General features: G+C 33.5%; 24 protein-coding genes, 1 pseudogene and 1 riboswitch. Of the genes and pseudogenes, 20 read left to right on the top strand and 5 right to left on the bottom strand.

Annotated features, from left to right (window positions below):
* Positions 1 to 43: 43 nt before the first annotated feature.
* Positions 44 to 550 carry a potassium channel family protein gene (locus ACFQZ9_RS02490; RefSeq protein ID WP_498942171.1) on the bottom strand — a complete coding sequence of 169 codons (507 nt, stop codon included), beginning with the start codon at positions 548 to 550 and terminating at the stop codon, positions 44 to 46.
* Between the two features lie 271 nt (positions 551 to 821).
* On the bottom strand, positions 822 to 2,060 hold the full coding sequence (locus ACFQZ9_RS02485) for a cation:proton antiporter (RefSeq protein WP_498942170.1): 1,239 nt from the start codon (positions 2,058 to 2,060) through the stop codon (positions 822 to 824).
* 226 nt (positions 2,061 to 2,286) lie between these two features.
* Positions 2,287 to 2,429: riboswitch (cyclic di-AMP (ydaO/yuaA leader) on the top strand.
* 322 nt (positions 2,430 to 2,751) lie between these two features.
* Between ACFQZ9_RS02485 and ACFQZ9_RS02480 the strand changes: the two genes are divergently transcribed.
* The 10 genes from ACFQZ9_RS02480 (at position 2,752) to ACFQZ9_RS02435 (ending at position 12,280) form a co-directional block, all read left to right on the top strand.
* Positions 2,752 to 3,171 carry a hypothetical protein gene (locus ACFQZ9_RS02480; protein ID WP_498942169.1) on the top strand — a complete coding sequence of 140 codons (420 nt, stop codon included), beginning with the start codon at positions 2,752 to 2,754 and terminating at the stop codon, positions 3,169 to 3,171.
* Between the two features lie 224 nt (positions 3,172 to 3,395).
* The gene (locus ACFQZ9_RS02475) at positions 3,396 to 4,052 is read left to right on the top strand and encodes a potassium channel family protein (protein ID WP_133338322.1); all 657 of its coding nucleotides are present in this window, start codon (positions 3,396 to 3,398) and stop codon (positions 4,050 to 4,052) included.
* 73 nt (positions 4,053 to 4,125) lie between these two features.
* On the top strand, positions 4,126 to 5,472 hold the full coding sequence (locus tag ACFQZ9_RS02470) for a TrkH family potassium uptake protein (RefSeq protein ID WP_498942168.1): 1,347 nt from the start codon (positions 4,126 to 4,128) through the stop codon (positions 5,470 to 5,472).
* Positions 5,473 to 5,768: 296 nt separating this feature from the next.
* Entirely contained in the window at positions 5,769 to 6,764 is a 996-nt protein-coding gene (locus tag ACFQZ9_RS02465) for an APC family permease (protein WP_498942167.1), read from the top strand.
* A gap of 353 nt (positions 6,765 to 7,117) precedes the next feature.
* Positions 7,118 to 7,549, top strand: a complete 432-nt coding sequence (locus ACFQZ9_RS02460; RefSeq protein ID WP_498942166.1) for a hypothetical protein — start codon at positions 7,118 to 7,120, stop codon at positions 7,547 to 7,549.
* A 374-nt stretch (positions 7,550 to 7,923) separates the two neighbouring features.
* Positions 7,924 to 9,183: a divalent metal cation transporter gene (locus ACFQZ9_RS02455; RefSeq protein WP_498942165.1), complete on the top strand. Its 1,260-nt coding sequence runs from the start codon at positions 7,924 to 7,926 to the stop codon at positions 9,181 to 9,183.
* A 311-nt stretch (positions 9,184 to 9,494) separates the two neighbouring features.
* Positions 9,495 to 9,752 (top strand): CBO0543 family protein, encoded by a 258-nt coding sequence (locus ACFQZ9_RS02450; RefSeq protein WP_498942164.1) that lies wholly within the window; start codon positions 9,495 to 9,497, stop codon positions 9,750 to 9,752.
* Positions 9,753 to 10,261: 509 nt separating this feature from the next.
* On the top strand, positions 10,262 to 10,684 hold the full coding sequence (locus ACFQZ9_RS02445; RefSeq protein WP_498942163.1) for a CBS domain-containing protein: 423 nt from the start codon (positions 10,262 to 10,264) through the stop codon (positions 10,682 to 10,684).
* Positions 10,685 to 11,072: 388 nt separating this feature from the next.
* Positions 11,073 to 11,498 (top strand): MaoC family dehydratase, encoded by a 426-nt coding sequence (locus ACFQZ9_RS02440; RefSeq protein WP_027323078.1) that lies wholly within the window; start codon positions 11,073 to 11,075, stop codon positions 11,496 to 11,498.
* Positions 11,499 to 11,731: 233 nt separating this feature from the next.
* Positions 11,732 to 12,280, top strand: coding sequence for a GNAT family N-acetyltransferase (locus ACFQZ9_RS02435; protein ID WP_498942162.1), 549 nt, complete (start codon positions 11,732 to 11,734; stop codon positions 12,278 to 12,280).
* A 299-nt stretch (positions 12,281 to 12,579) separates the two neighbouring features.
* On the opposite strand, the gene ACFQZ9_RS02430 is transcribed toward ACFQZ9_RS02435, so the two are convergent.
* Both ACFQZ9_RS02430 and ACFQZ9_RS02425 read right to left on the bottom strand, forming a co-directional pair.
* Positions 12,580 to 12,765 (bottom strand): hypothetical protein, encoded by a 186-nt coding sequence (locus ACFQZ9_RS02430; protein WP_498942161.1) that lies wholly within the window; start codon positions 12,763 to 12,765, stop codon positions 12,580 to 12,582.
* Between the two features lie 439 nt (positions 12,766 to 13,204).
* Positions 13,205 to 14,722: a carboxypeptidase M32 gene (locus ACFQZ9_RS02425; protein ID WP_498942160.1), complete on the bottom strand. Its 1,518-nt coding sequence runs from the start codon at positions 14,720 to 14,722 to the stop codon at positions 13,205 to 13,207.
* Positions 14,723 to 14,955: 233 nt separating this feature from the next.
* Here ACFQZ9_RS02425 and ACFQZ9_RS02420 point away from each other — a divergent pair, with 233 nt between their 5' ends.
* Together ACFQZ9_RS02420 and ACFQZ9_RS02415 are read left to right on the top strand one after the other, a co-directional pair.
* The gene (locus ACFQZ9_RS02420; RefSeq protein ID WP_498942159.1) at positions 14,956 to 15,357 is read left to right on the top strand and encodes a MarR family winged helix-turn-helix transcriptional regulator; all 402 of its coding nucleotides are present in this window, start codon (positions 14,956 to 14,958) and stop codon (positions 15,355 to 15,357) included.
* Positions 15,358 to 15,675: 318 nt separating this feature from the next.
* Positions 15,676 to 17,022 (top strand): type 1 glutamine amidotransferase family protein, encoded by a 1,347-nt coding sequence (locus ACFQZ9_RS02415; protein WP_498942158.1) that lies wholly within the window; start codon positions 15,676 to 15,678, stop codon positions 17,020 to 17,022.
* A 1,047-nt stretch (positions 17,023 to 18,069) separates the two neighbouring features.
* Here ACFQZ9_RS02415 and ACFQZ9_RS02410 read toward each other — a convergent pair.
* Positions 18,070 to 18,357: a hypothetical protein gene (locus ACFQZ9_RS02410; RefSeq protein ID WP_498942157.1), complete on the bottom strand. Its 288-nt coding sequence runs from the start codon at positions 18,355 to 18,357 to the stop codon at positions 18,070 to 18,072.
* A gap of 531 nt (positions 18,358 to 18,888) precedes the next feature.
* On the opposite strand from ACFQZ9_RS02410, the gene ACFQZ9_RS02405 reads away from it, so the two are divergent.
* The 8 genes and pseudogenes from ACFQZ9_RS02405 to ACFQZ9_RS02370 all read left to right on the top strand — a co-directional run bounded on the left by ACFQZ9_RS02405 (position 18,889) and on the right by ACFQZ9_RS02370 (position 23,486).
* Positions 18,889 to 19,296 carry a hypothetical protein gene (locus ACFQZ9_RS02405; RefSeq protein WP_498942156.1) on the top strand — a complete coding sequence of 136 codons (408 nt, stop codon included), beginning with the start codon at positions 18,889 to 18,891 and terminating at the stop codon, positions 19,294 to 19,296.
* A 366-nt stretch (positions 19,297 to 19,662) separates the two neighbouring features.
* A complete protein-coding gene (locus ACFQZ9_RS02400) occupies positions 19,663 to 20,217 on the top strand; it encodes a CBO0543 family protein (RefSeq protein ID WP_498942155.1) in 555 nt (184 codons plus the stop codon).
* Between the two features lie 167 nt (positions 20,218 to 20,384).
* Complete coding sequence (locus ACFQZ9_RS02395) at positions 20,385 to 20,843, top strand: hypothetical protein (protein WP_498942154.1); 459 nt, start codon at positions 20,385 to 20,387, stop codon at positions 20,841 to 20,843.
* Between the two features lie 398 nt (positions 20,844 to 21,241).
* The gene (locus ACFQZ9_RS02390) at positions 21,242 to 21,394 is read left to right on the top strand and encodes a hypothetical protein (protein WP_165976420.1); all 153 of its coding nucleotides are present in this window, start codon (positions 21,242 to 21,244) and stop codon (positions 21,392 to 21,394) included.
* Positions 21,395 to 21,546: 152 nt separating this feature from the next.
* A pseudogene (locus ACFQZ9_RS02385) lies at positions 21,547 to 21,824 on the top strand (CPCC family cysteine-rich protein).
* A 267-nt stretch (positions 21,825 to 22,091) separates the two neighbouring features.
* Positions 22,092 to 22,568, top strand: coding sequence for a CarD family transcriptional regulator (locus tag ACFQZ9_RS02380; RefSeq protein ID WP_498942153.1), 477 nt, complete (start codon positions 22,092 to 22,094; stop codon positions 22,566 to 22,568).
* Positions 22,569 to 22,896: 328 nt separating this feature from the next.
* Complete coding sequence (locus tag ACFQZ9_RS02375; protein WP_498942152.1) at positions 22,897 to 23,094, top strand: sporulation protein Cse60; 198 nt, start codon at positions 22,897 to 22,899, stop codon at positions 23,092 to 23,094.
* 191 nt (positions 23,095 to 23,285) lie between these two features.
* Positions 23,286 to 23,486 carry a cold-shock protein gene (locus ACFQZ9_RS02370; protein WP_198313891.1) on the top strand — a complete coding sequence of 67 codons (201 nt, stop codon included), beginning with the start codon at positions 23,286 to 23,288 and terminating at the stop codon, positions 23,484 to 23,486.
* Positions 23,487 to 24,037 lie beyond the last annotated feature (551 nt).

Genomic DNA, 24,037 nt, shown 5'->3' with positions numbered 1-24,037 from the left:
AAAAACATTGATGTATATTAATTCCAAGGAAAATATACAATTTTTATTGATCCAATAATGAATTTATTACTTCATAGGAATTAATTTCTTCGGTAAGAATAAATTTATTTACCTTTATATTGTTGAATAAACGGATATGATCTTGATTCATTATTTCGGCGATAACATAAATCGAAGTATTCAATTTTTCTTGAACGAATGTTAACGCAGTGGCAATTAATAATGTTTTTCCATCGATAAGTAATGTTCCTTTTGAATCAGAGTTTATTTGTGTTAGTTGATTTGCAAAAATAATCACACCTTTTGCTTCAGGTAGATTTGCTTGGGAAAGCGTCTTTTCATCAGTGGGATCTCCATATATGTAAAACAGATTTTCTTCTGTTAGGTGATTTTTTTCTAAATTATTAATGACGAGAAAATCAATGGTTTCATTAAACTTTAAAATTTCTCTTATAAGTATTTTGGATTTATCATTCCATCCTATTAGAATGATATGATTTTTCCCTGTATAGTTCATTTTTTCACCAACTGTATCTAATTTTCGAATCATTTACTAAATTTATTTTTCCCATACTTATTAGTTCCCATAATTGTAGAAACCTTTTTTACTTTGAGCATGCAAAGATTTAAATAGAGGAGCTTGGACTAGTATTATATAGTTATTTAAGGCAGAGTTCACCAATGGTGTCCTGCCCTTTTTTGGTTTCAATAACATTTAAAATACGGATAATGATTGTTGTATATTGATGATAATACTCTGAAGGTAATAATTCATTTTTCTTAATTGACTAAAAATAAATGAGTAAAAATCATTAAATACTTTATACAGGTTTTAAAGTAATTCCTAACTTTTTGGCTACAAATCCTGTGGTACTTGCTTGAATTAGAATGGTGACTAATATAGCGATAAAAGTAACAGAAGCAATTTGGTTTGCATAATCAACTTTTGCTGCAACAATCATCCCGGAAAGAGCGGCAGGAATAACACCTGTTTCACGAACCCAGAACATAAACACAATTTCATTCCATTTCCATTTTGCCTTGCGATCAGGCAATGTACATAGGAGGACTGCTAGAGGTCTTGCAATAAACATAAAGACGAGTACAACCAAAATTCCTTGTAACCAAAACTGGCCTAAAGTATGAAAATCTACCTGGGTACCTAACAGCATAAAAATAAGTGTTCTCATAATTAAGGTCAAGGTACCGGAAAATGCAAAAACCGTTGAGTCGGTTTCTTCTGCAATATGTAACCTAAAAAGTTGTGGGTTTCCTGAGATAAGACCTGCAGTGAATGTAGCCATAAAGCCGCTGGCTTGAATAAATCCTGCTACTAAATAAGAGCTTATGGATACAAGCAAGCTAACTACAATGCTGTATTTTTTTAAAAAGCCAAAGCGGTGTTCTGAGGTTAACAGAATACCGATAAAACCAATCACTGCTCCAACTAATATTCCACCACCGGCTTCTCGAAAAAAACTCCATATGCTCGAAGAAATGGATAATTCTGTATGTCCCATTATAACCCCAAGTAAGGTAAACGTTAAAATAGATCCTGTTGCATCGTTAAAAGCAGACTCACTTTCAACTGTTCGTCTCACCTTCTCTTGAATGGCTATTTGTTTAAATACCGGCATCAAAGTGGCCGGATCTGTGGATGCAATAACCGAAGCTAGAAGAAGGGCGTAAAGAATGGGTATATCTAATAAATAGAAAGCGGTAACAGCCACAACGGCAGCCGTAATGATCACTCCTAATATAGATAAAAGAGAAACCGTAACCCAAACTTTTTTAAGTACTGAAAAGTGTATTGCAATGCCTCCTTCAAACAGAATTAATATCGATCCCAATACAATGATAAATTGGTAGGAAACAGAGTCATTGGGAACTGTAATCAAATTGAAGACGGATGGTCCAATTAAAATCCCTACAATCATAAACAGGGCTACGTCAGGAATTTTAATTCTTTCGGAAAGTTTAATAGCGATTAATCCAAAAAGAAAAACCATGGTGATCATGTATAGTTCACGTTGAACAAAATGCATTACACTGGCTTCCATGTGATCTCTCCGTTCTCTTTTTTTTTCATGATTATAGGTTGTTCCTTATGCAGTTCATCTATGAATACATTTAATTAAAATTGAATGAATACCAAAATCATGAGTAATTTAAAGAAAATGTTGAATTTTATTAGAAAAATGAGCAAATGATAGGTTATTTAATAAAATATACCTCTTTACAGCTTTTTCAAATGGAGCTAAAATGACCTCATATTGAACATCTAATTAAATAGTTCGGCCTAATCTCGACATTTGGGAACGGAGGAACCAATTTTTGGGGGTTAATTCTATTACTGTAGAAAGGATGAGAATATTCTCTTTCGCCATCCTACCCGTCAGCTAACTTCGTCGGCTAAAGCGAAGGAGGTCTGTGACCGCCTATTCAGGGGGCTTTTTTGTTTCATTGGACAAATTGAAGCATAGGAGCAGCTTGAAGTTAAAGTAGGTCTTTTTTTTGTGCCTATTTTTGAGAAAGATACATGGGAGACGGAACACTAAGAGAGCAAAGTTGCTGGCTAGGTGTTAAGTAGACAAATGTTACTTTTTCGCCTATGTAATGGAAGTACATTTTTTTTTGGCTTTCTGTTAATTCAGATCTATGCCGGGAATATATGGTTTTGTTCCATCTTGGGAAAAAGTAAATATTGGTCTATTTTTTTTGTGAATAAATACAAAACGGGTGATGATACGGATGTTGAATGGCTATATGATGAAAATGAATCTAGTTGTACCAAAAGCAACTATCCAGCTTGACAAAAAAGTTTATGGGGTTGGTACTAATATAAACGGTTCCATTGAGCTTAAGGGTGGTCTTATTAAAAATAAAGTGAAAAGGTATGATATTGATTTAATTAAAAAAGATCCAAATTCTCATGAAGAAGAAACAATCAATAGCCATACGGTTTTATTTTCTTATTCTAGTTTACCTAATAAATCAGAAACCATTCCTTTTACATTTTATATCCCTGAGAGTATTCGAAAAGATAGGGGATCTCTTCTTTATACTTTAATAATAAGGATTGTTTTAGCCAACTCTAAAAGTATTACACAATGCCTTCCAATTATGATCAATAATGAAAATGGTTTTAAAGAAATGGATGAGGCATATTAAATCCACCTGTGGGTGGCTTTTTTTTTTGAATAATTAATTAAGAAAATATTACATGAGGCATCTATAATTTTCCTTGGCTAATTTGTGAATGACAGCAGATTTTAAAGATAAGTCAAGGAATAAAATTCAGAATGTACATATACAAACTGGAACCAACTTATTGAGTGGTATTTTTTATTGGATTACATTAATTAGTTTTAGGAGATACAGCAGGAGGTTTTAAGATGCAAAAACAATATGCAGTCATTGGAATGGGCAGGTTTGGTTCAAGTGTTGCTGCTGCCTTATTTAAAGAAGGAAATGAAGTACTAGCTATTGATAAAAAGGAAGAAAACATTGAGGATAATCAGGACTCCGTCACACATGCAGTTATAGGGGATACGACCGATGTATCGACCCTAAAAAATGTAGGGATACGAAATTTTGATACTGTCATTGTAGCGATTGGCGATGATCTTCAAGCAAGCATTTTATCCGTACTCCTACTTAAAGAATTAGGAGTTAAGCATGTTGTGGCAAAGGCTATAAATAAAAGTCATGGACAAGTTTTGGATAAAGTAGGAGCGGATCGTGTGATTTATCCTGAGAAAGACATGGGAGAAAGGCTTGCACATCAGTTAATGTCATCTCCAAACGTTTTAAATTTCATTGAACTGGCAGATGACTATAGTATTGAAGAAATTAAAGTACCTGCAAGTATGAATGGACAAAACCTCCGCGAAATCAATATGAGGGCAAATTATAATATAACCGTCATCGGCATAAAAAATAAAAATAAAATTGATATCTTGCCAAATCCGGAAACCCCGCTAAAATCGGATGACATCTTGATTGTAATTGGAGAAAATGAAGACTTACAGAAATTCTCCCATATCAGTTAATTAAATTAATAAAAAAATGGATAAAGCAATTTTGAACAGGTTAGTGGAAAACCTTAATAAAGGGGGATAAAAGGTGGGTGCCTTTAAACGAAAAGGTGATCTAATTAAATTACATCCTGCCCAAATTCTTGTTATAGGGTTTGGCAGTCTTATATTAGCTGGTACTCTCCTCTTAATGCTGCCATTTTCGACGGTGGAAGAAGGAAGAGGGCTTAATTTCATTGATGCTTTGTTTGAGGCAACATCTGCAGTATGTGTGACAGGATTGGCGGTTGTTGATACAGGAACAACCTTTACTTTATTTGGACAAATTGTTCTTCTTTTTTTAATCCAGTTCGGCGGTTGGGGATTTATGACAATCGGTATATTTATGTTTATCATATTAGGAAAGAAAATTGGCTTGAAAGAGAGGCTGCTTTTACAGGATTCATTAAATGTATTGACTCTTTCGGGAGTAGTGAACCTGGTGGTTCGAATAATCAAAATTACATTGGTTGTAGAAGCAATTGGAGCAATCATTCTGGCCATTCGCTGGTCCTATGAAATGCCAATAGGGAAAGCAGTTTATTATGGCATTTTTCATTCTATTTCCGCATTTAATAATGCAGGATTTGGTCTCGAACCTGATAGTTTAAGTAAATGGGTAGGTGACCCAACTATAAATTTAGTCATTACTTTTTTATTTATGATTGGCGGTATTGGTTTTACTGTAATAATGGATACTTGGCAAAAGAAATCATTTCGAAAATTATCCCTGCATTCTAAAGTAGCTTTACTAATGACCTTTATTCTTAACATATTAGGTACAATGATCATTTTTGTATCTGAGTTTCACAATCCTGCAACTATTGGAAAGCTTAGCTTAGGGGATAAATTATGGGCATCTTATTTTCAAGGGGTAGTGCCTCGCACAGCAGGTTTTAATACCATTGATTATGGAAAAATGACTTTATCATCTCAGGTGTTTACTATGGTTTTAATGTTCATTGGGGCATCATCTGGTTCCACAGGCGGAGGAATCAAAGTAACAACCTTTGCTATTATCCTTCTTGCTTTTTGGACAGTTCTTACAAACCAAGATAATGTGAATGTTTTTAAAAGAAGGATTCCATGGCAATTAGTGAATAAATCACTGTCCATAGCAGTAACTGCAATGATTTTTATCTTTACCATTTTCTTTTTATTAACTTTTACGGAAAAAGCAGATATGAATAAAATCCTGTTTGAAACGATTTCAGCCTTTGGAACAGTCGGTTTATCTGAAGGATTAACAGGGACCCTTACACCTCTGGGAAGACTTTTAATAACAATGATGATGTTTATTGGAAGGCTTGGACCGTTAACCATGGCTTTCGCTCTTATGTTAAATAAGAAAGAAGGAAAAATAAAATATGCTGAAGAAAAAATATTAATTGGATAAGTAATTATAAATTAGACCTTAAAGGAATGAAACATCATCATCCTTGTTGTTTTTAATAGAAGAGAAAAAACTAATTCTAGATTTTATTCGAATTTATTATTATTAATAGGCACTCACTAAAAGTGAGTGTTTTTTAACTTATTCATAAGCCTATCCTTAAAATAACAAAACGCATCAAATTAATTGATTCAATGCGTTTGTAACTAAATATTTGCCTGCTTTTTTGTGAAGTCAAGACCGTTTGTAATACTAATCATCATTTTGGTCATTTTAGCATGTAAATCAAGTCCACCAAAATGGCGAGCTCTTGGTCATCAACCCCTTCCTTAACTCAGGAGTATTTTGGACATGGAGTAGTGTATCAAATTATAATTTGGTTTACTTTTATTGTACTAATTCTTGCAGCCAATTCGACGTTTACTGGTTTTTCGCAATTAGCGGCCATCGTAGCTGCTGACGGATTTTTGCCTCGCGGGCTGTCAAACAGAGGAGATCGTTTAGGATACTCTAATGGAATTATTACTTTGGCAGCGACAGCTAGTTTATTGATTATCGCATTCCATGCACATACGAATTCGTTGATTCCGTTATATGCAATTGGCGTTTTCTTGTCCTTTACAGTGGCCCAATTTGGATTAATGAAACGTTGGAAGCGAGTAAAAGGAGCAAATTGGAAAATAAAATTAGCGATTAATACAGTGGGTGCAGTAATCACCACCATTGTTGCTGTCATTTTTGGAGTTACCAAATTTACAAGTGGAGCATGGGTTGTATTAATAGTGATACCACTAATCATATTCGCTTCATTGGCCATTCACCATCATTATCAAAACATTGCAGATGAGTTAAAGATTGATATTAACACTCTAAAGCCTAAAGGAAATAGGGTTATTACAATTGTTCTTGTTTCAGGAGTACATCGGGTAGTGCATAACACTTTATCTTTTGCTTTAGGTTTATCACAGGATAACTTAATAGCTGTATATGTAGGTTTTGATGATGACGCGATGAAAAGGATGGAGGCAAAATGGGAGGAATGGGGAAATCCATGCAGACTGGTAACGTTGAAGAGCAAATATAGATCGGTCTTAGAGCCTTTTTCGAGATTAATTAAGTTAATTGAAGAAAAAGAAGAATTTAAATCACAAATTCAAGTTGTTATACCTCAATTTATTCCTAAGAAATGGTGGCATAACTTATTGCACAATCAAACGGCTTTATTACTTCGATTATGGTTATATAGACATAAAGATGTTGTGATTACAACAGTACCTTATCATTTAAAGAAATAGGTTATAAAGGCATGGTAAATTCTCATGCCTTTTATATATTTTATTGAGCTAATTCAGGTTTTTTGCTGCAAGTCAAAAGGTACATTTTGGATTTTATGTAGTGGAGTTCTGTTCATGCACGCACTAACGCCGTAAACAGCAGGGCATCCAATAACGCACCTTAATATTCAATGCTACGGGATTGTGAAGAATTGTACTTAAGCTAACGGGTGCAAGAGTTGAAGATCCAGCTGCCATTTTAGGCAGCTTTTCTTTTTGTGCTAACGGGCAGGTCACATTAAGAAGGATTATAATTGAATAAAGAACTTAACTCAGAGGTGTTAAATGCTGTTTCTTAATTAAGGAGGTATATGATGAAGTTTTTTATAAAGTTAAATACTATTAGTGCCATATACGCTTTAGCGTTGTTCATAGCAATCGAACTCATAATAAATGTATCTCAAATTAGTAGGTTAACTGGCTGGGAATGGGAAAATGTTTACATTGTAATTGCTGCTATTAATGTAATTGGAGTTCTACTTTCAACGATTTTATTCATTTGTTTAACAAAAAAATGGACTATAGTTAGAAAAAACAACTATTGGTCACTCATTTTGTGGGTACCATTTTTTATCCTTTTTTTCTCTTTTTTCACTGTTGTAATTCCTATTAATTCAGGAGTAACACTTTTTCCGAGATTTAGTCTTCTGATTTATGGGTCTGTCATTCTGTATCCAGTTTACATATTATTTATTAATCTATGTGCTTCACCTCTAAGTTTAGATGATGAGGAAATAAGTCATTAATAATGCAGGTCACTTTTTATAACTTATTCATCTCGCTAATTGAACTAAAGGTGCTGTTTCTACAATAAGTGGAGACGCTTTTCCTTATTCAACTAAAGGGGCAGGTTTGTTGAAGAAGAATCTTAAATAGCATAGCCTGTTAAAAAGAAAGCAAACTAAAATAGTGGTGCCGATAATGAAAAAATTTTGGGAAAAATACTACTCTGATATCTTTAAATACTGTATTTATTATTGTTGGTATCTAATCAATTAGAAAGCCCAATAACTTTATTATGTCGGGTTTGCAACCTGAGACCCCTAAAAACATTAGCGAAAAAAAGTTTACTGAAAATAAACTATAAGTTCGGATAAAAGAAGGAGGTTGGACCCAAAAATTGTCTAACTCTTTGAATAGAACTTCTAATTCTCCTATAAAAGGAGATTCTAATGGAATTAAAAGATTGCTTCCTTTTTTAGGTCCTGCCTTTATTGCTGCTGTGGCATATATCGATCCAGGTAATTATGCAACAAACATTTCGGCAGGGTCTAAGTATGGATACACATTATTATGGGTCATTTTAGTTTCTAATTTAATGGCTGTTTTGATTCAAACGATGTCTGCCAAGTTAGGGATTGCAACAGGTAAAAACCTCCCTGAAGTTTGCCGAGAAAAATTTTCAAAGAAGACTTCCATACTTTTATGGATACAAGCTGAACTTGTCGTTATGGCAACAGATCTGGCAGAATTTATTGGTGCATCGCTTGGAATCTATTTGCTCTTTGATATCCCACTTGTTTTCGCTGCTATTATTGCAGCCATTGGTTCATTCGTCATTTTGGAGATTCAAAGGCGAGGAATGCGTCCGTTAGAAGCTGTTATTACAGCTATGATTTTTATTGTTGTAATTGTTTTTGGGGTTCAAGTTTTCTATGCAGCACCAGATGCAACGGCAATTCTCTCTGGTCTTTTTACGCTCAAATTTCAGGATGTTGATAGCGTTTTATTAGGGGCTGGGATGCTGGGAGCAACAGTGATGCCACATGCCATTTATCTGCATTCTGCCTTAACACAAAATAGAATTGTCGGAGAAACTGAAGAAGAACGGAGAAAGATTTTTAAATATGAGTTTGTAGATGTCATTATTGCGATGATTATTGCAGGTGGGATAAACGCGAGTATGTTAATCGTCTCAGCGGCATTATTTAATAAAAACGGACTTAATGTAAGTGATTTAGAAGTTGCTTTTAATGAATTTGGAAAAATACTTGGACCCTTTGTGGCAATATGTTTTGGAATTGGATTGTTATCCGCAGGATTATCGAGTTCTTCAGTTGGTACTATGTCGGGTGACATCATTATGCAAGGCTTTATTAAACGACGCATACCTATTTATTTGAGACGATTTATAACAATGATACCGCCGTTAGGAATAATTCTAATGGGAATTAATCCTTCTAAAGCTCTTGTTATAAGTCAAGTCGTTCTCTCTTTTGGAATTGCTTTTGCTTTAATACCTTTAATAATGTTTACAAGTAACAAAAAACTAATGGGGAAACTTGTAAACCATTTAGTAACATCGATCTGTGCGTGGATAATTGCCGTACTTATTATAAGTCTTAATTTATTTTTGTTATATCATACTTTTATTAACTAAAGAACGTTTTTACCTCCTATTTATTCTAAGTTTCTTTTTAAGCTTATGGGTCAAGAGTTGACGATCCAGCCGCCAAAAATACTTGGTGGCTTTTTCTTATTCAGCTAACGGGGCAGGTTAGTGCAACAAGCAACGCTAAAATATAATAAATGAACTTGGTAATAAGAAACTTTAATAATTAATCCATTTGTGATATATGATGTAAAGATTGGGGTAACTGTTTCGATGAATGAATTTAAAGCTGTCCAAGATAAAAGGTTGAAATTTTTGGAGTCATATCATGAATATTGGACTGAACATGCCTTTCTAACATGGCAATGGTGGATTCTGGTTTTAGCAACAATCTTTATGTGGATTTTATGGTGGAAAAAGTTAATAAAAATCAAATTCAATTGATATTGAACTATGGCTTAATTTTAGCATTTATTTCACTTTTACTTGATATGGTTGGACAGAACTATGGATTATGGGCATATCCAATTCGTTTATATTGGGCTTTTATTCCCCCTTTGGTTCCATTCGATATGTCTTTTATACCTGTAATTTTTATGCTGATATACCAAAAATAGGGTCAAAAATGGACTTATTTCCTTATAGCAGTTTCAATTACTTCCGCATGTATATCATTTCTCATTGAGCCGTTATTTAAATGGATGGGTATTTATGTTATATACAATTGGAGGTCTATATACTCCTTTGTTATTTACATTATGTTGGCATGTTTTGTTAAAACTCTGGTTGATTTCTTTAATAGAAAGAAATGACACGAAATGCTTTGCTTTAGTCAACAACGAATGGACTGTTTCTGCAGTTGGTTCGATTCTTCAAGATAAAGGTGCCTTTTTCTTACAACAATGAGAATGTTTGTGAAATATTGTACTTAAACTATAGGGTGTAAAACTTAAAGTTCAAGCTGCCATTTTGGTGGCTATTTTTTATCGTACTAACGAAGCAGGTTAAGTCAACAATGTCCCTTAGTTCAAATGCCTCCCTAAAATTTAGGTAAGTAATATTTTAATTCTGAATGGAGAAAATACATTAGACAAATGATTTTAACCGAAAAGGGAGGAAAGGAAAAATGACAAAAGTACATGATATAATGTCAAAAAATGTAAAGGTATGTACACCGCATGAGCCAGTGACAGCCGCAGCAAAAATTATGCGTGATATTAATTGTGGTTCCGTACCGGTTTGTGAGGGTAAAAAAGTGGTGGGATTGATAACTGACCGCGATATTGTCCTTAATTGTGTTGCTGATGGAAAAGACTGTAGCTCAATCCATTGCCATGATGTTATGACTTCAGATGTAATTACCTGTTCTCCGGATACAGATGCACATGATTGTGCTCGTTTGATGTCTGATAATCAAATCCGCCGTATCCCTGTGGTCCAAAATGGAGAATTGGTTGGCATTTGTGCTATTGGTGACCTGGCAACAGTTGACATTCATATAAATGAAGCAGGGGATGCGTTAAGTGATATTTCTCGACCGCTTCAATAAGAAATTTTCAGATTAATAAAAAAAGGAATAAACCGAGGGAAACGGGTTTATTCCTTTTTAAATTTAGGATATTCTCATGATTTTTGTAAGTCTATTTTAAAACTACATTAACCTGACGAGTTAAAGATTGTGAGGAATTGTACTTAAAGTAACGGGTGTAAGAGTTAAACAAGAGGTTGCTGCAGCAGCGTCTTTTTTTCTTATTGAACTTACGAAACAAGATAGTTAAATAATGTATTAACAATTGCAAAGATGAATTATATATATCCCTAAAAAGTATTCTTTTCTATTGATTTTAGAGGATTTTGAGTATTTTTTTAACTTGATGTGCATTTGATGCTACCTTAATATAAACAAGTGCAAAAGTTTCTAAATAAGAGGTGTAATTATGAAGTTTGATGAGTTTACAGTAGGACAGGTGTTTGAAACTAAGTCCTTCAAAATGACAAAAGCGGATATTATGAGATTTGCAGGAGAATTTGATCCTCAATATATGCATTTAGATGAAGAAAAAGCAAAGCAGGGGAGATTTGATGGAATCATCGCTTCCGGACTACATACATTAAGCATTTCAGTAAGGCTTTGGATTGAACAAGGTATCTATGGTGATGATATCATCGCTGGAACAGGGATGAATAATATGAAATTTATAAAACCGGTGTATCCTGGTGATGAATTGTATACCATCGCCGAGGTTATCGATAAGAAAGAGACGAAGAATGAATCGGGAATCATTACTGTATTGTTATCTACTTACAACGATAAAGAAGATAAAGTATTAGAAGTAGACCTGTCGGGATTGATTAAGCGATGATGTGTTGTAATTGAAAATAAGTGAAATAATCTACACAAGTCAATTTAAGCTTATGGGTTAAGTATTTTCATAATTGCATTTTTGGAAAGGGTCTTATTCCACTAACGGGTGCTTATGTTAAAGATGGGATAGCTGCTGCAATACTGGTTTTAATTGTGCTAACGGACACGATACTTAAAGAAGGATAATTGAAGTACGGTATTGAAGTGAATAGGAGTGAGGAGGAGTTTTGGGTGCTTAACGTAGAGATAAGAAGGCCAAGAATTGAGGACATAAAAGAGTTAAATTCATTTTTTAGAATAGTGATTACTGATACTTTTATTAAAGAAGGTTTAGGCGAGAAGTTGAATGATATTAATGATGAAGTCAAAGATAAGGAAAAATACTTAGAATGTGATTTTGAAAGCAATGGTGAGGAACGATATTTCTTAATTGCTTTAGATGATTATAAAATTATTGGTTCAATTGAATATGGCCCAGCAAGTGATCTCATATGTCATTGTACAAACAACAATTTCAAAGAGCTAATTGAGGTAGGTACTGTATTTGTTCAGCCGGACTACCAAAGAATGGGGGTAGGGAATTTGCTATTGAATACTATGTATTTTACTTTACAGAGTAAAGGCATAGAAGAATTTTGTTTAGATAGTGGATATATAAGTTCACAAAAAATCTGGAAAAAGAAATTTGGAGACCCTAATTATTTGTTAAAGGATTATTGGGAAAAAGAACACGATCATATGATTTGGAGGATTAAGATAAGCGATTTGGTATTGGGTTGAGAAGTAAGAAAATTAAGTGTTTCTTCAAAGAAGTGCATTACTTCAACAACGGGGTAATGCCATTTTCTTATTTCAACCGATTTGTGAGTTTGTGAAGGATTGTTCTTAAAATAACGGGTGCGATTGTTCAAAAAGGGCAGTCGCTTTTCTTGTTCCGCTAACAGGTAGGTAAGTTGAACAAAGATGAAAAAAAGACAAAAAAATTGTTCATAAAATATCCCTTTTTAATATCGTGGAATTGTTGTAAAAATGAAAAGGAGAAAAGCACCCATATTGAGTGCTTTCCATATTAATCCTATTTACTTGCTGAATAAGCCTTTTACACCCTTATAAATTAAGACTAGCGAGAATACTAGAACTGTTAGAATGCCAAGGATATTTGTAACTGATGAAACGCTTTCAAGAAATGAATCATCTAACGGAACTTTTATAAGTGCAAAACCAGATAAAATTGTAGCAAGGAATAAGAAAATCCGATTATCCATTGCTTCCTCCTCCTTCCCATGTGATTAATAAATCATATGTCAGTATTGTTGCAAATATGTCAAGCTTGTAACGATTGTTTCATATTATTGAAAAAGAAAAATACATTTAGGTATTCAAAAATGATTCTTCAGCTAATGGTTGCAAGAGTTAAAGATTGGGATTGCTGCAGCGATCCATTTTTCTTATTCTGCTAACGGGGCAGTTTAGCTCAATAAGAATATAGAAGGCCCAGTTTTTAAATAAGGGGTATTTGGTGCTGGAAAGCCGACATTTACTAAAAGGTTAAGTGATATATGTCCTTCAACAATAGGGAAGGGGAAGAACTGTTTATAAAGGTATGAGTTTGGAAACAAATAAATAGCTGTAGACAAGCTCAATTTTCTTCGAGTTTGTCTACAGCCTGAGAGGAGAATCAATCTCCTTCTCCTCTTTGTATTCCTATAATCTATAAATGATATTATATTTCTCCATTAAATAGTCAATTAAATATTGAACATTTAAGCTTTCACCTGTAATATCCTGTAGTAATTGTAATGGTTCCTTCAACTTTCCGTACTGATGAATTTGTTCATTTAACCATTGTTTAATCGGTTCAATATTCCCTTCCGACAGTAGTTGATCATAATTGGGGAAGTCCTTCAGCATCGCATGCTTAAATTGGGCTGCATACATATAACCTAATGCATAAGAAGGAAAATAGCCAAAGTCTCCACCAGCCCAGTGCGCATCTTGTAATACACCCTCGCCATCATGACTTGGTTCTAGGCCTAAATATTCTTTATATTTTATATTCCACACCTTAGGCAAGTCTGCAACTTCAATTTCATCATTGAACAAGGCTTTCTCAATTTCATAACGTATCATTACATGAAGAGGGTACGTTAATTCGTCTGCTCTGATACGAATTAACGAAGGTTTTGATTCATTAATGGCTCGATAAAAATCCTCTAATCCAACATTCTTGAATTGTTCAGGTGCATATTGCTGTAAAGCCGGATAATTCTTTTGCCAGAAATGATAGTGACGTGCGATAAAATTTTCAAATAATAAGGATTGAGATTCATGAATTCCCATAGATGTTCCTGTTGATAAAGTCGTTCCTGTTAGCTCTTTCGAAATATTTTGTTCATAAATGGCATGACCCGATTCATGAATAGCTCCAAAAACAGCTGAACGGAAATCTTCTTCATCATACTTATTTGTAATCCGTACATCATTGGAATTGATCGTAATTTGAAACGGGTGAATAGTAGTGTCCAAACGACCGGCTTCAAAATCATACTGCAATTGTTCTAATAACTCTAATATAAATTTCTTCTGTTTTTCTTCAGGAAAATACTGAAACAGAAAATCAACGGTAGGTTTTTGCTTGCTATCCACAATACGTTGAACTAGAGGTACAATTTCACCCCGCAATTTTTCGAATACCTCATCTAATATATCAACTGTCATTCCTGGTTCGTACAAATCTAGAAGAGTATTGTATTTATTACCTTTATAGCCCCAATACTCAATAAATTTCCGTTTGAAAGCCACGATTTCCTCCAAATATGGCTGAAGCATCTTGAAATTCTTGGTTTCTTTCGCTTCTTCCCAAACGCTTTCTGCTTGTGCCGTTAAGACTGTATACGCTTTATGATCTTCAGGTGGGATTTTTTTATTATGATCGTATTTTCTTTTATAATCCTTCACAAGCTTCTGTGTAATTTCAGATAACGCCTTATGCACATCTTCTTTTGAAAGTGTTTCTATGTATACTTGAATTTCATTACTTGTTGACATGGCAAACACTTCTGATGATAGTGTTCCCATTACTTCCGATCGTTGCTCTACACCTTTCTTCGGTGCTCCAGTACGTAAGTCCCAATAAATTAAGGCCAATGCTTCTTCATATGCTGTCATTTTCTTTACGTAGGCTAAAAAGTCTTTCTCTACTGTGGAAATATTATTTGACATTCCCACACCTCCTTACTTTATATAATTTTATCACACTTACAAGTTTCAATAACTGTAAGGAAATTTGATAGAAGTATTTACCGAATACTCATTTGCTTGGTAAGCAGTTCCTATTCTCCATCGTCACAGGAAGTTACAACTATTGCAAAAATACAAAAGTTTTGTTATACCAGTAATAGAATAAAATAAACAGGTGATGAAAAATGAGTCAGGAAATATTTGGAGAATTCTTATTGTCTATAATTAAAATGTCGGGTGTACTCGGTGGTGATAAGTCTTTTGTTGAAGGCCTGACCCCAAAACAATTGCATCTTTTAATGGAAATAGGTTCCAATACGTACCGTCACGGAGATTTGGCTGGTATACTTGGTGTGGATCCTTCCACGTTGACAAGGACACTGGATCCACTTGTGAAATCCGGCCTGGTGGAAAGGCAACACAACCTGGACAATAGAAGGGAAGTACTTATCAAACTTACCGGAAAAGGCTTGGAAACAGTAGTGAATGCTCATGAGAAACATCATCAGTTGTTTGCGGACATATTAAAACAAGTTCCAGAAAACAAGCGAAAGCAAGTAGATGAAAGTGTGTCTATTTTGTTGGAAATTATCAAGAAGACAAACGTTAAGCATTAAAAATAGAACGGCTGCCTGGATATTAAACTGAAGTTTAATTTTCAGGCAGCCGTTTTTATATAAATTATTTGTATAAATACAACAATTGAGTATTGACAATGGATAAAAATGTTTTATATTTGTATATATACAATAATTGCAATTAAGTAATTAAATGAAGGATCTTGGTAATAAAATCAACAGCAATAAATTTGGTCTAATCTGGCGATGTTACTGGAAAATTTGAATCATATTTTCTTACAAAGGCAGGTGTTTATCTAGATCGGGTAGTTTTTCTTAGTGAAAAAATAAATAAATATTAATCAGAGGAGAATCAAAATGAAGTTATTACTTCGTGTAGTTGTCTATGTAATGACGTTTCTTATATTTTTTGGAGGGATGGGGGTGTATGGATATATTCGCACGAATCAGGAATATTGGAATCCTACTCGACAAACACCAATCCCTGCTTTACAACGCGTGAGTGTGCCGGAATATAATCCTCAAAAACCAACAGTAGCTGTGATTTTATCCAATTCGACTACCGAAGTGTTTGATTTTATGGTTCCTTATGAAATGCTTGCGATGACTGAATCTTATAACGTGTATGCTGTTGCTCCGGACAAAAATATGAAAACACTCTCTGGGGGATTGGATCTGATTCCGCACTATTCTTTTGATGAACTGGATCGATTATTAGGAAAAAGTCCAGATCTTATTGTAATTCCCGCCATGCCTATGGCTGACGAAATAAAGTATAAACCTGTCCGGGAATGGATTCGAAAACATTCTGATACAGAATTGTTAAGTATTTGCGCTGGAGGGGTAAATCTGGCGGATACAGGTCTATTAAAAGGGAAAGAAGCAACAACTGACTGGAAAAGTTTTGATTATCAAGAAGTTAATAAATATCCTGATACAAAGTGGAGAAGAGATTTGCGTTATGTCGTAGACGGGAACATTGTTTCTTCAGCAGCAATTACTTCCGGAATCGATGCCGTCCTCTATGTGATTTCAAAGCAATTAGGCGAACCAATGGCGGAGAAAATAGCTAATAAGATTAATTACCCTTCTTATCATTTCGTGAAAAATCCAAAGATAGAACCATATTATGTGGATGGAAGTGAATTGATTTATACGCTCAACACAGCATTCCAATGGCACAAAAAAACCGCAGGGGTATGGTTGTATAATGGGATGGATGAGGGGGCACTTACCACCATTTTTGATACTTATGCAAATTCAGGAACAACAAAAATCTACACCGTCTCAAATGCCAAGCAGCCTATCGTTACGAAGTATCACCTTAACCTAGTTAGCCGATATCACATGTGGAATATGCCGAAGCTAGATCGAATGTTTGTTCCAGGGGAAGAAGCGAAGTCTTTAACTGCAGAAGAAGTCAAGGATTGGAACGGTAACAAAGTGACACCAGAATTTATTCACAGCGGCTACTCAGGTAGATTTATGTTTGATGCTACACTCGAAGATTTAGCGAAGCAAGAGGACGTTCTAACTGCTAAATATGGTGCTAAGCGAATAGAATACCGTGCTAAAAATCTAAAATTCCAAGGCAGTCCGTTTTCCTATGAATCTTTCGGGATACCAGGTTTAATCAGTTTAGCTGCAATACTTACGGCCTACTTTATTGATAGACGATTTATTCGAAAGGTGAAAAGAAGATAGGACGTCAATCAATAGCATTTTGAAATGTCGAAATCTTCACCTTTAATATATTTGGTGTTCGAGGGTCATTCCCCCTGTGGAGTAAAGTGTAACATCAGTGGGGAATGACCCCAATTTTCACAATCATTTATGATTTACGAAGTTCTTATAAAAACTTTGGGAGTGGACAAAAGGAGATTACTTTTGGGAAAAATCCAGCAACAGGAAAAAGAACTTGGTTTATCACTAGAATAGTTACAAAATATAAAGAATTCGAAGGGGTTACACCAGTTGAAACCGTTATTAAATAAAGGTGATGTTTTAGGTTCTTTTTTAATTGAGAAGAATTACACTTAAACGAAAGGGTGCTTATATTGAAGATCCAGCTGCCATCGATGCAGCATTTTTTATTGTTTAAACAGGGCAGGTTTGTTTATTATCTGTAATACTCCTGGAATTGATATGAATGCGTCAGAGAAGCAACCGTAACATTCAGACAGTAAGCAAAGAAAGGAGTATAGGAGATTTAAAGTAATCAAAAGTCGCTCTTTCTTCAACGAACGGGTGCTTAAGCGAAACAAAAAGTCGTAGCTACAACTCATTTGCTTGTTTCAATAACGTCAAAGTTTAGTTTAACTAGAGAGTTATTACTTAGGTAAATATACAAAAAATCCATCCTTATTCACATAAAGGATGGATTTAAACTATACTAATATCTTTTCATTTGTAATCCGAATATAACGTACTAAATATGAATTATAATATAATTTCCTTGATCATTTTTTACATTAAAGAATTTGTAACGTTCCATATTGTCAATTATTGCTTTTTCAACATCTTCTTTTTTAACATCCAATTCTTTTATCACTTTTTCAGTATTGACATTTATTGGGGTAACTGTAATTTGCGGAATTATATTATATTTTTATAAAAAATTATTCTTCAACTAAAGGATGCTAATGTTGAAGAATAGGGTCTGCTTCGGCAGCCCTTTTCTTGTTCGATATACACAGAGATAAAGTGTTTTTACTGAGTAGTTGTTGTAAAGAATTTTGCTCCCTTTGTAATTCAATTTATTTGGATCGTGGAAACCACCAAATGATTATGGTCCACCTCTATATGATACTGTTTTCCATTTGCTCCTTTTACTAAATAAATAGGATCTGCACCTATTAAAGATCCAGTTTTTGAATAAAGGGAATACGAGATCATTTTTGTACCTTTATCTTTCATCGCTTGCCTTAAACTTTCATCAAGAGTTGAATGGTTTATGTAGTTTGAAAAAACAATAAAAATAATGACGGCAACTACTACTGCAACAAGAAAGTACCAACCTTTTTTATTAGCTTTAGACATGGGTTCCCTCCTAAACTATTTTAATAATAACTCTATTATGATTATTAGGAATATTGATTAATACATGAATAGAATTCAATTAAATTTTAATAAGAAAGGTTGAGAATCTTTGAGGTAGTAAGCTTATTCAATAATGAAATTTAGTTGCATGATAAAATGGGGCTAATACAAAGGTATTATAAAAGAAACTCGTCAAAACAATCTTTTTTAACTTCATTATTTAAGTGAAACACTTCACAAAACAGTCTAGGAACAGTGTTCTTACTCGTACTGTTTCCTCCACAATTAGGCCTGTTTGTTGAATATGAAATAATTCCATGATTTGAAAAAGCCTTTGCTTTAGGGGTGCAAGAGTTGAACAAAACGTTGTTTCGACAGCGTTTTTTCTTATTGAGCTAAAGTGGCAGTTATGTGGAATATAGGTATCATAAATCTTCTCCCCAAAAAAGAGGCTTTTTTATTAGTACAACCCCAGTACAGGATTCATATGTATAAAAAAAAGCTTGTTTTATGGAGAGGGGAAAATTTTTGATGGGTTTAGGTAGGATGAAGTCATTTTTAGGTAAAATGGTCAAAATTGATCAAGGTTATCAAGAAACAGGGGTTGGAAGGTTATTAGATGTTTATGATGATTATCTTGTCCTACTCACTGAAGAAAATGGGGTTGTTTACTATAATAACGATCACATAGAAAGTGTGACAGAGAATACCAAGGAATTCAATATCGTATTTCCAGAAGATATTGAGTACGATAAAGCAAATAATTTACTAAATCTTTTAGAAAATCAAAAACTAAAATGGGTCGAAATAAACAGTGATGGACCAGTAAAAATAGCAGGGGTTTTACACGATGTAAATAATGATATTATTTCATTGATTTATGATGAAGAGATTGTTTACGTTTCCTTCAACCATCTCCATACTATTAGCATAGACTAGAATTTTGAAAAAATAAAAAATGAAGGCGATTTCTAGGGTATGGTGTTATTTTTATTTATACTGGTATCCTTTAAAAAGCTGTAAAGGAATAACACAAGATGTATCAAATAATTAATGGAATTTCACCACATATTCCTTTATTACTCTCTTTTAAAATCCCTTTAAAACAACATTCTTATTGATAACAGCCAAAATAAAACATCTTGTTGAACTATGGTTGCAAGAGTTGAAGATCGAGCTGCCATTTTTGGTGGCTCTTTCTTATTCAGCTAACGGGGAGGTTAGTGCAATAAGGAAATAGAAAATACATTTATACGAATTGGGGGATAATAGCAGAAACAATAAAATAAGGAATGGTTCGTACTAATGGATGGTAAAGAGCTATTATTTAAAGATGTACAAGATAAAAGGATGGATTTTATAAAGTCATTTCATGAATACTGGACTAATAATGCCTTTTTAACTTGGCAATGGTGGTTACTTTTATTAACAACAATTATCATGTGGATTATTTGGGTAAAGAACGTTGATAAAGAGCGAACTCATTTAATCTTAAACTATGGTTTAATTTTTGGAATCTTTTCGTTTATATTTGACATGATTGGTACCAATCATGGTGCATGGGCATATCCGATTCGCTTGTATTGGGCTTTTATTCCACCTTTAGTGCCATTCGATTTAACTTATTTACCAGTAATATTTATGCTGATATATCAAAGATATGGGCAAAGATGGACCTATTTTCTTATAGCACTTTTCTTTACTTCTGCTGTTATATCGTTTCTAATTGAACCGTTATTCCACATGAGTGGAATTTATGTTATGTACAAATGGAAATATATTTATTCTTTTCCGATTTATATTTTTTTGGCATGTTTTGTAAAAGTTTTAGTTGAATTAATAAATAAAAAGTTACATTAAGGTAACTGTGTAAACGACATTTTTATTTCAAAGACAAGTTTGTGAAAAATTGTATCGGGTGCTTGAGTTTCAGTTAATAGCTGTCATCATCGAAGCAGCTTTTTTTGTTTAACGGATGGAATAATTGAATATTGGCAAGAGAAAATTAGTTAAAAAAGGACATTTTTATGATTGGACTTATTATTGCCGTTATTCTTTTTAATTTAGTTGCATTTAAAACTAACAAGCTCCTTACAAAAAATCAAATTGTTCATGTTTGGCTTTTTACCATTACTTTACAGGTTATTGCTGATTTGTTTGTTGACCAAAAATACCACGGTTATTGGTACTTTACACGAGATGTTGATTGGAGAGGTTTACCTACACTTACAATGCTTTTACCACCTGTAAATATGATGTTTTTGAATTGGTATCCTTTTAACACCACATTATTAAAAAAATTTCTTTATTATATATATTGGTTAGTATTTATGGTGGTTTATGAAGAAATTGCCTTACTTCCAGAACCTTGGGGGTACTTTAATTATGGATGGTGGAAATTGAAGTATTCTATACTTGTTGACCCTATTTTGTTAGTTATTTTACTAAATTTTTATAAGTGGATCTGTAAGATTGAAAAAAGTTAACTTATGAGTGCCTTCGTTGAACAAACCTAAATGAAAATAAAAGAATGTGAAGAATTGTTCTTAAACAAACGGGTGCAAGAGTTGTAGATCAAGCTGTCATTGTGGCAGCTTTTCTTTTTGCACTAAAGAAGCAGGTTAACTGAAGAAGGAAAATATGTTAGATAAACAAATTTTGAACGCTTGCTGCTTCGAATAAAATCACCTTCGGATAATTCGTTAAAAGACTCAAAAGGGTAACCTGTTAAGAGTAAAAATCCGCTCCCTTTTTGCAATAAGCCCCTCTCGAGTGAGAAGGGCTATTCTTAATGTTTAAAAGTAAAAAGTTTGCACGTACTATATTTTTCTACTCCGTCATATTATTGGTTGTGGTGATAATCACATTAAGGGAGGAAAAACAAATGCAAATTAATTTAACCGATAGAGAAATGGAACTATTAAGAAGGCTACTTAATACAGAAAGTAAAAATGATCGATGTACAGGTGAACAAGCAGAAATTTACGAAAATATTATAATGAAAATTGATAAAAGAATGAGTTTAAAGAGACTTTAACTGTTTGTATGCCCATCTCAATTTAGAGTAACGGGTTCACTTCAGATGGTTAACCGCTGCGTCGATCCTTTTTTCTTCTTGAACTAAAGGTAGCAAGTTAGTTTAAAAAGCTATGATAAAATTAAAGAAATATTTGCATTAAAAAGGTGAAAATAAATGAAAAAGTTTCCCTGCCCTGTTGTGGTTATAAGACTTTAGAATAGAAACCTCATGGGACCGACATTATATGTAAAGTTTGTTTGTGGAAGGATGATTATGTTCAAGCAAAAGATTTTGACTATTGGGGCGGTGCAAACGATTTATCCTTGAGAGATAGTCAAAAGAATTTTTTGAAGTTCGAGCAATAGAAGAAAGTTTTATAAAGAATGGTAGAAAACCAACTATTGAAGAAGCAAGGTATATAAATTGGAAAGCATTTGCTGAGAAATAATTATTCCACCTTCAATTAACCTTGGCTTTCCTTTAAGCAAAGGCTATCACTAAAGGTGGCCTTTTTTTATTGTGCGAAGGATGCAGTTTAACAATTTACCTGTTTTCTCACTATAAAAAAACAATGGGCAGCGATCCCATTGTTTTTTACACACGACTCAGGAAATAATTTTGTTGACATTAACTAATAACAAATGGTAAAATAAAAATTTTGTTATTTAGGTTTTATGTGGTATACTAAAGATGTTTTATATTTGGAGGTGGTTAGTTGTTTCAAGTTGGTGATTATATTGTTTATCCTATGCAGGGAGCAGGAGTTATTGAAGCAATAGAAATAAAGGAAATTCAAGGTGAGAAACTTCAGTATTATATAATAAATATGCTAATGAATAAAATGCAAGTTATGATTCCTATTGCAACAGTACACAAATCACGGATTCGCTTAGTTACCGATATGAGTACTCTTGAAAACGTGTTGAACATTTTCCATCATGGTCTAACCGATACAACCCTTACAATGAAAGAAAGATACAAGATTAATACGGCAAAACTTAGAACAGGTGATATCCAAGAAGGAGCTGAAGTTGTACGGGATTTAATGCGGATAAACAAAAATAAATCACTTAATTCAAGTGAAAAGCAGATGCTGGAAAGTGCACAAAAGATGTTTATTAGTGAACTTGGTTTAATTAGAGGTATCACTGAAAATCAGGCAATAGATTTATTAAGCAACAAGGTAGGATAAGTAATTTATTTCAAAGTTTAACTTTCACGCGGTCATTGTAAAAAATATCTTAACCACTCAAATCATAATTATCCATATCCTCTTAATTTCTAACATCATTAGAAAGTATGGTTTTTTCCTTTTAATTCCATTTTTATTAGATATGTAAAAAAATGCTAATTTTATTTAAAAATTTTATCAAATGGTGCGGTCATACAACTTTTGAATTAATGTGGGGTCACTTAAAGACAACCCTTTTGTTTTAAAAGAGGTTTTTTCTTATGTTTTAAATATTAGTGCTCATAGGAATATATATTGTAGAAATGCTCCATGAAAGGAGAGAGAATAAATGTATGAGGTAAAAGGTTTTCAAAGTACAGACTTCGAAGAACTTATTCGAGTAGTTAATGAGTTTGTTGGCTCATTAGAGGAAGGAAAGCTTATAGATGTTAAATACAATTCTGTTCCTCTTGCTGTAAGCACCCATACAGAGTATGGGGTTTATCCAGATACAAAATATTCTGCAATGATAATATATAAGAAATAGCAAGCTCAAAACAGTTTTTGTGATGGATTTTTTGTCTTCTTGCAATATCTTACAAAAAATGCTATGATTAAAAAGAATTATTTTTGTTCGGTGTAAAGGATTTGTATGAGTTTGAACTTTTCGTCTTGATGATCACTGAGAGCAAGGATAGTATTACATTGTGTGTGTTTACACACTAGGAGGCAACAAACATGGAAAAAGGTAAAGTAAAATGGTTTAATGGCGAAAAAGGCTTCGGATTCATCGAACGTGAAGGTGGAGAAGATGTATTCGTTCATTTCTCAGCGATTCAAGGCGAAGGGTACAAAACATTAGAAGAAGGTCAAGAAGTGACTTTTGACCTTGAAAAAGGTCAACGTGGACCTCAAGCAGCTAACGTACACAAAGCTTAATTATAGAATCCTTTAAACAGGCTCTTATAGAGAGTCTGTTTTTTATTTTTCTTAAAAAACAAAAACCCCACTCACGAATGAGTGGGGAACATGAAAACAGTAAATCAAATGGTAAACTAAGTGTAGCATACAATTAGGGAATCTCCTAATTCGTTTAAATTAGAGTGGCTGGAAAGTAGCATTTTCTCATTTGAAATGAGAAAAAACTACCCAATAATATTTATGGATGTTTTTTTCTTAGTTGAGTACAATCCTTGAATATGGAATCTGAAAGCAAATAGGTGTCGCAAAAAAAAGGCACTTTTGATGCCTTTAAAATTCATAACTGGTTGGCAATTAATATATGACACTTTATTCTATGGGAAATAGCAAGTAATTCTTGGGCATTAGTCTTGTAGCTATAAAAAAGAAGCAAGGCATTGATGTAATCTCAATGTATGTGGAGGACTAACCTTGCTCTTAGTTATTTATTTTATTCCATTTGGTAAAAACATTTGTATAAAAATCTCCATTTCTTAGCCTCATACTATCCCCCTTTCAAATGTATATAA

The organism is Neobacillus sp. GCM10027624 (genome assembly GCF_042675345.1).
In the GTDB taxonomy this organism is placed as follows: Bacteria; Bacillota; Bacilli; order Bacillales; family Cytobacillaceae; genus Neobacillus; species Neobacillus cucumis_D.
Note: the sequence above shows the minus strand (reverse complement) of the source record. Positions and strands in the feature narration are given on the sequence as shown.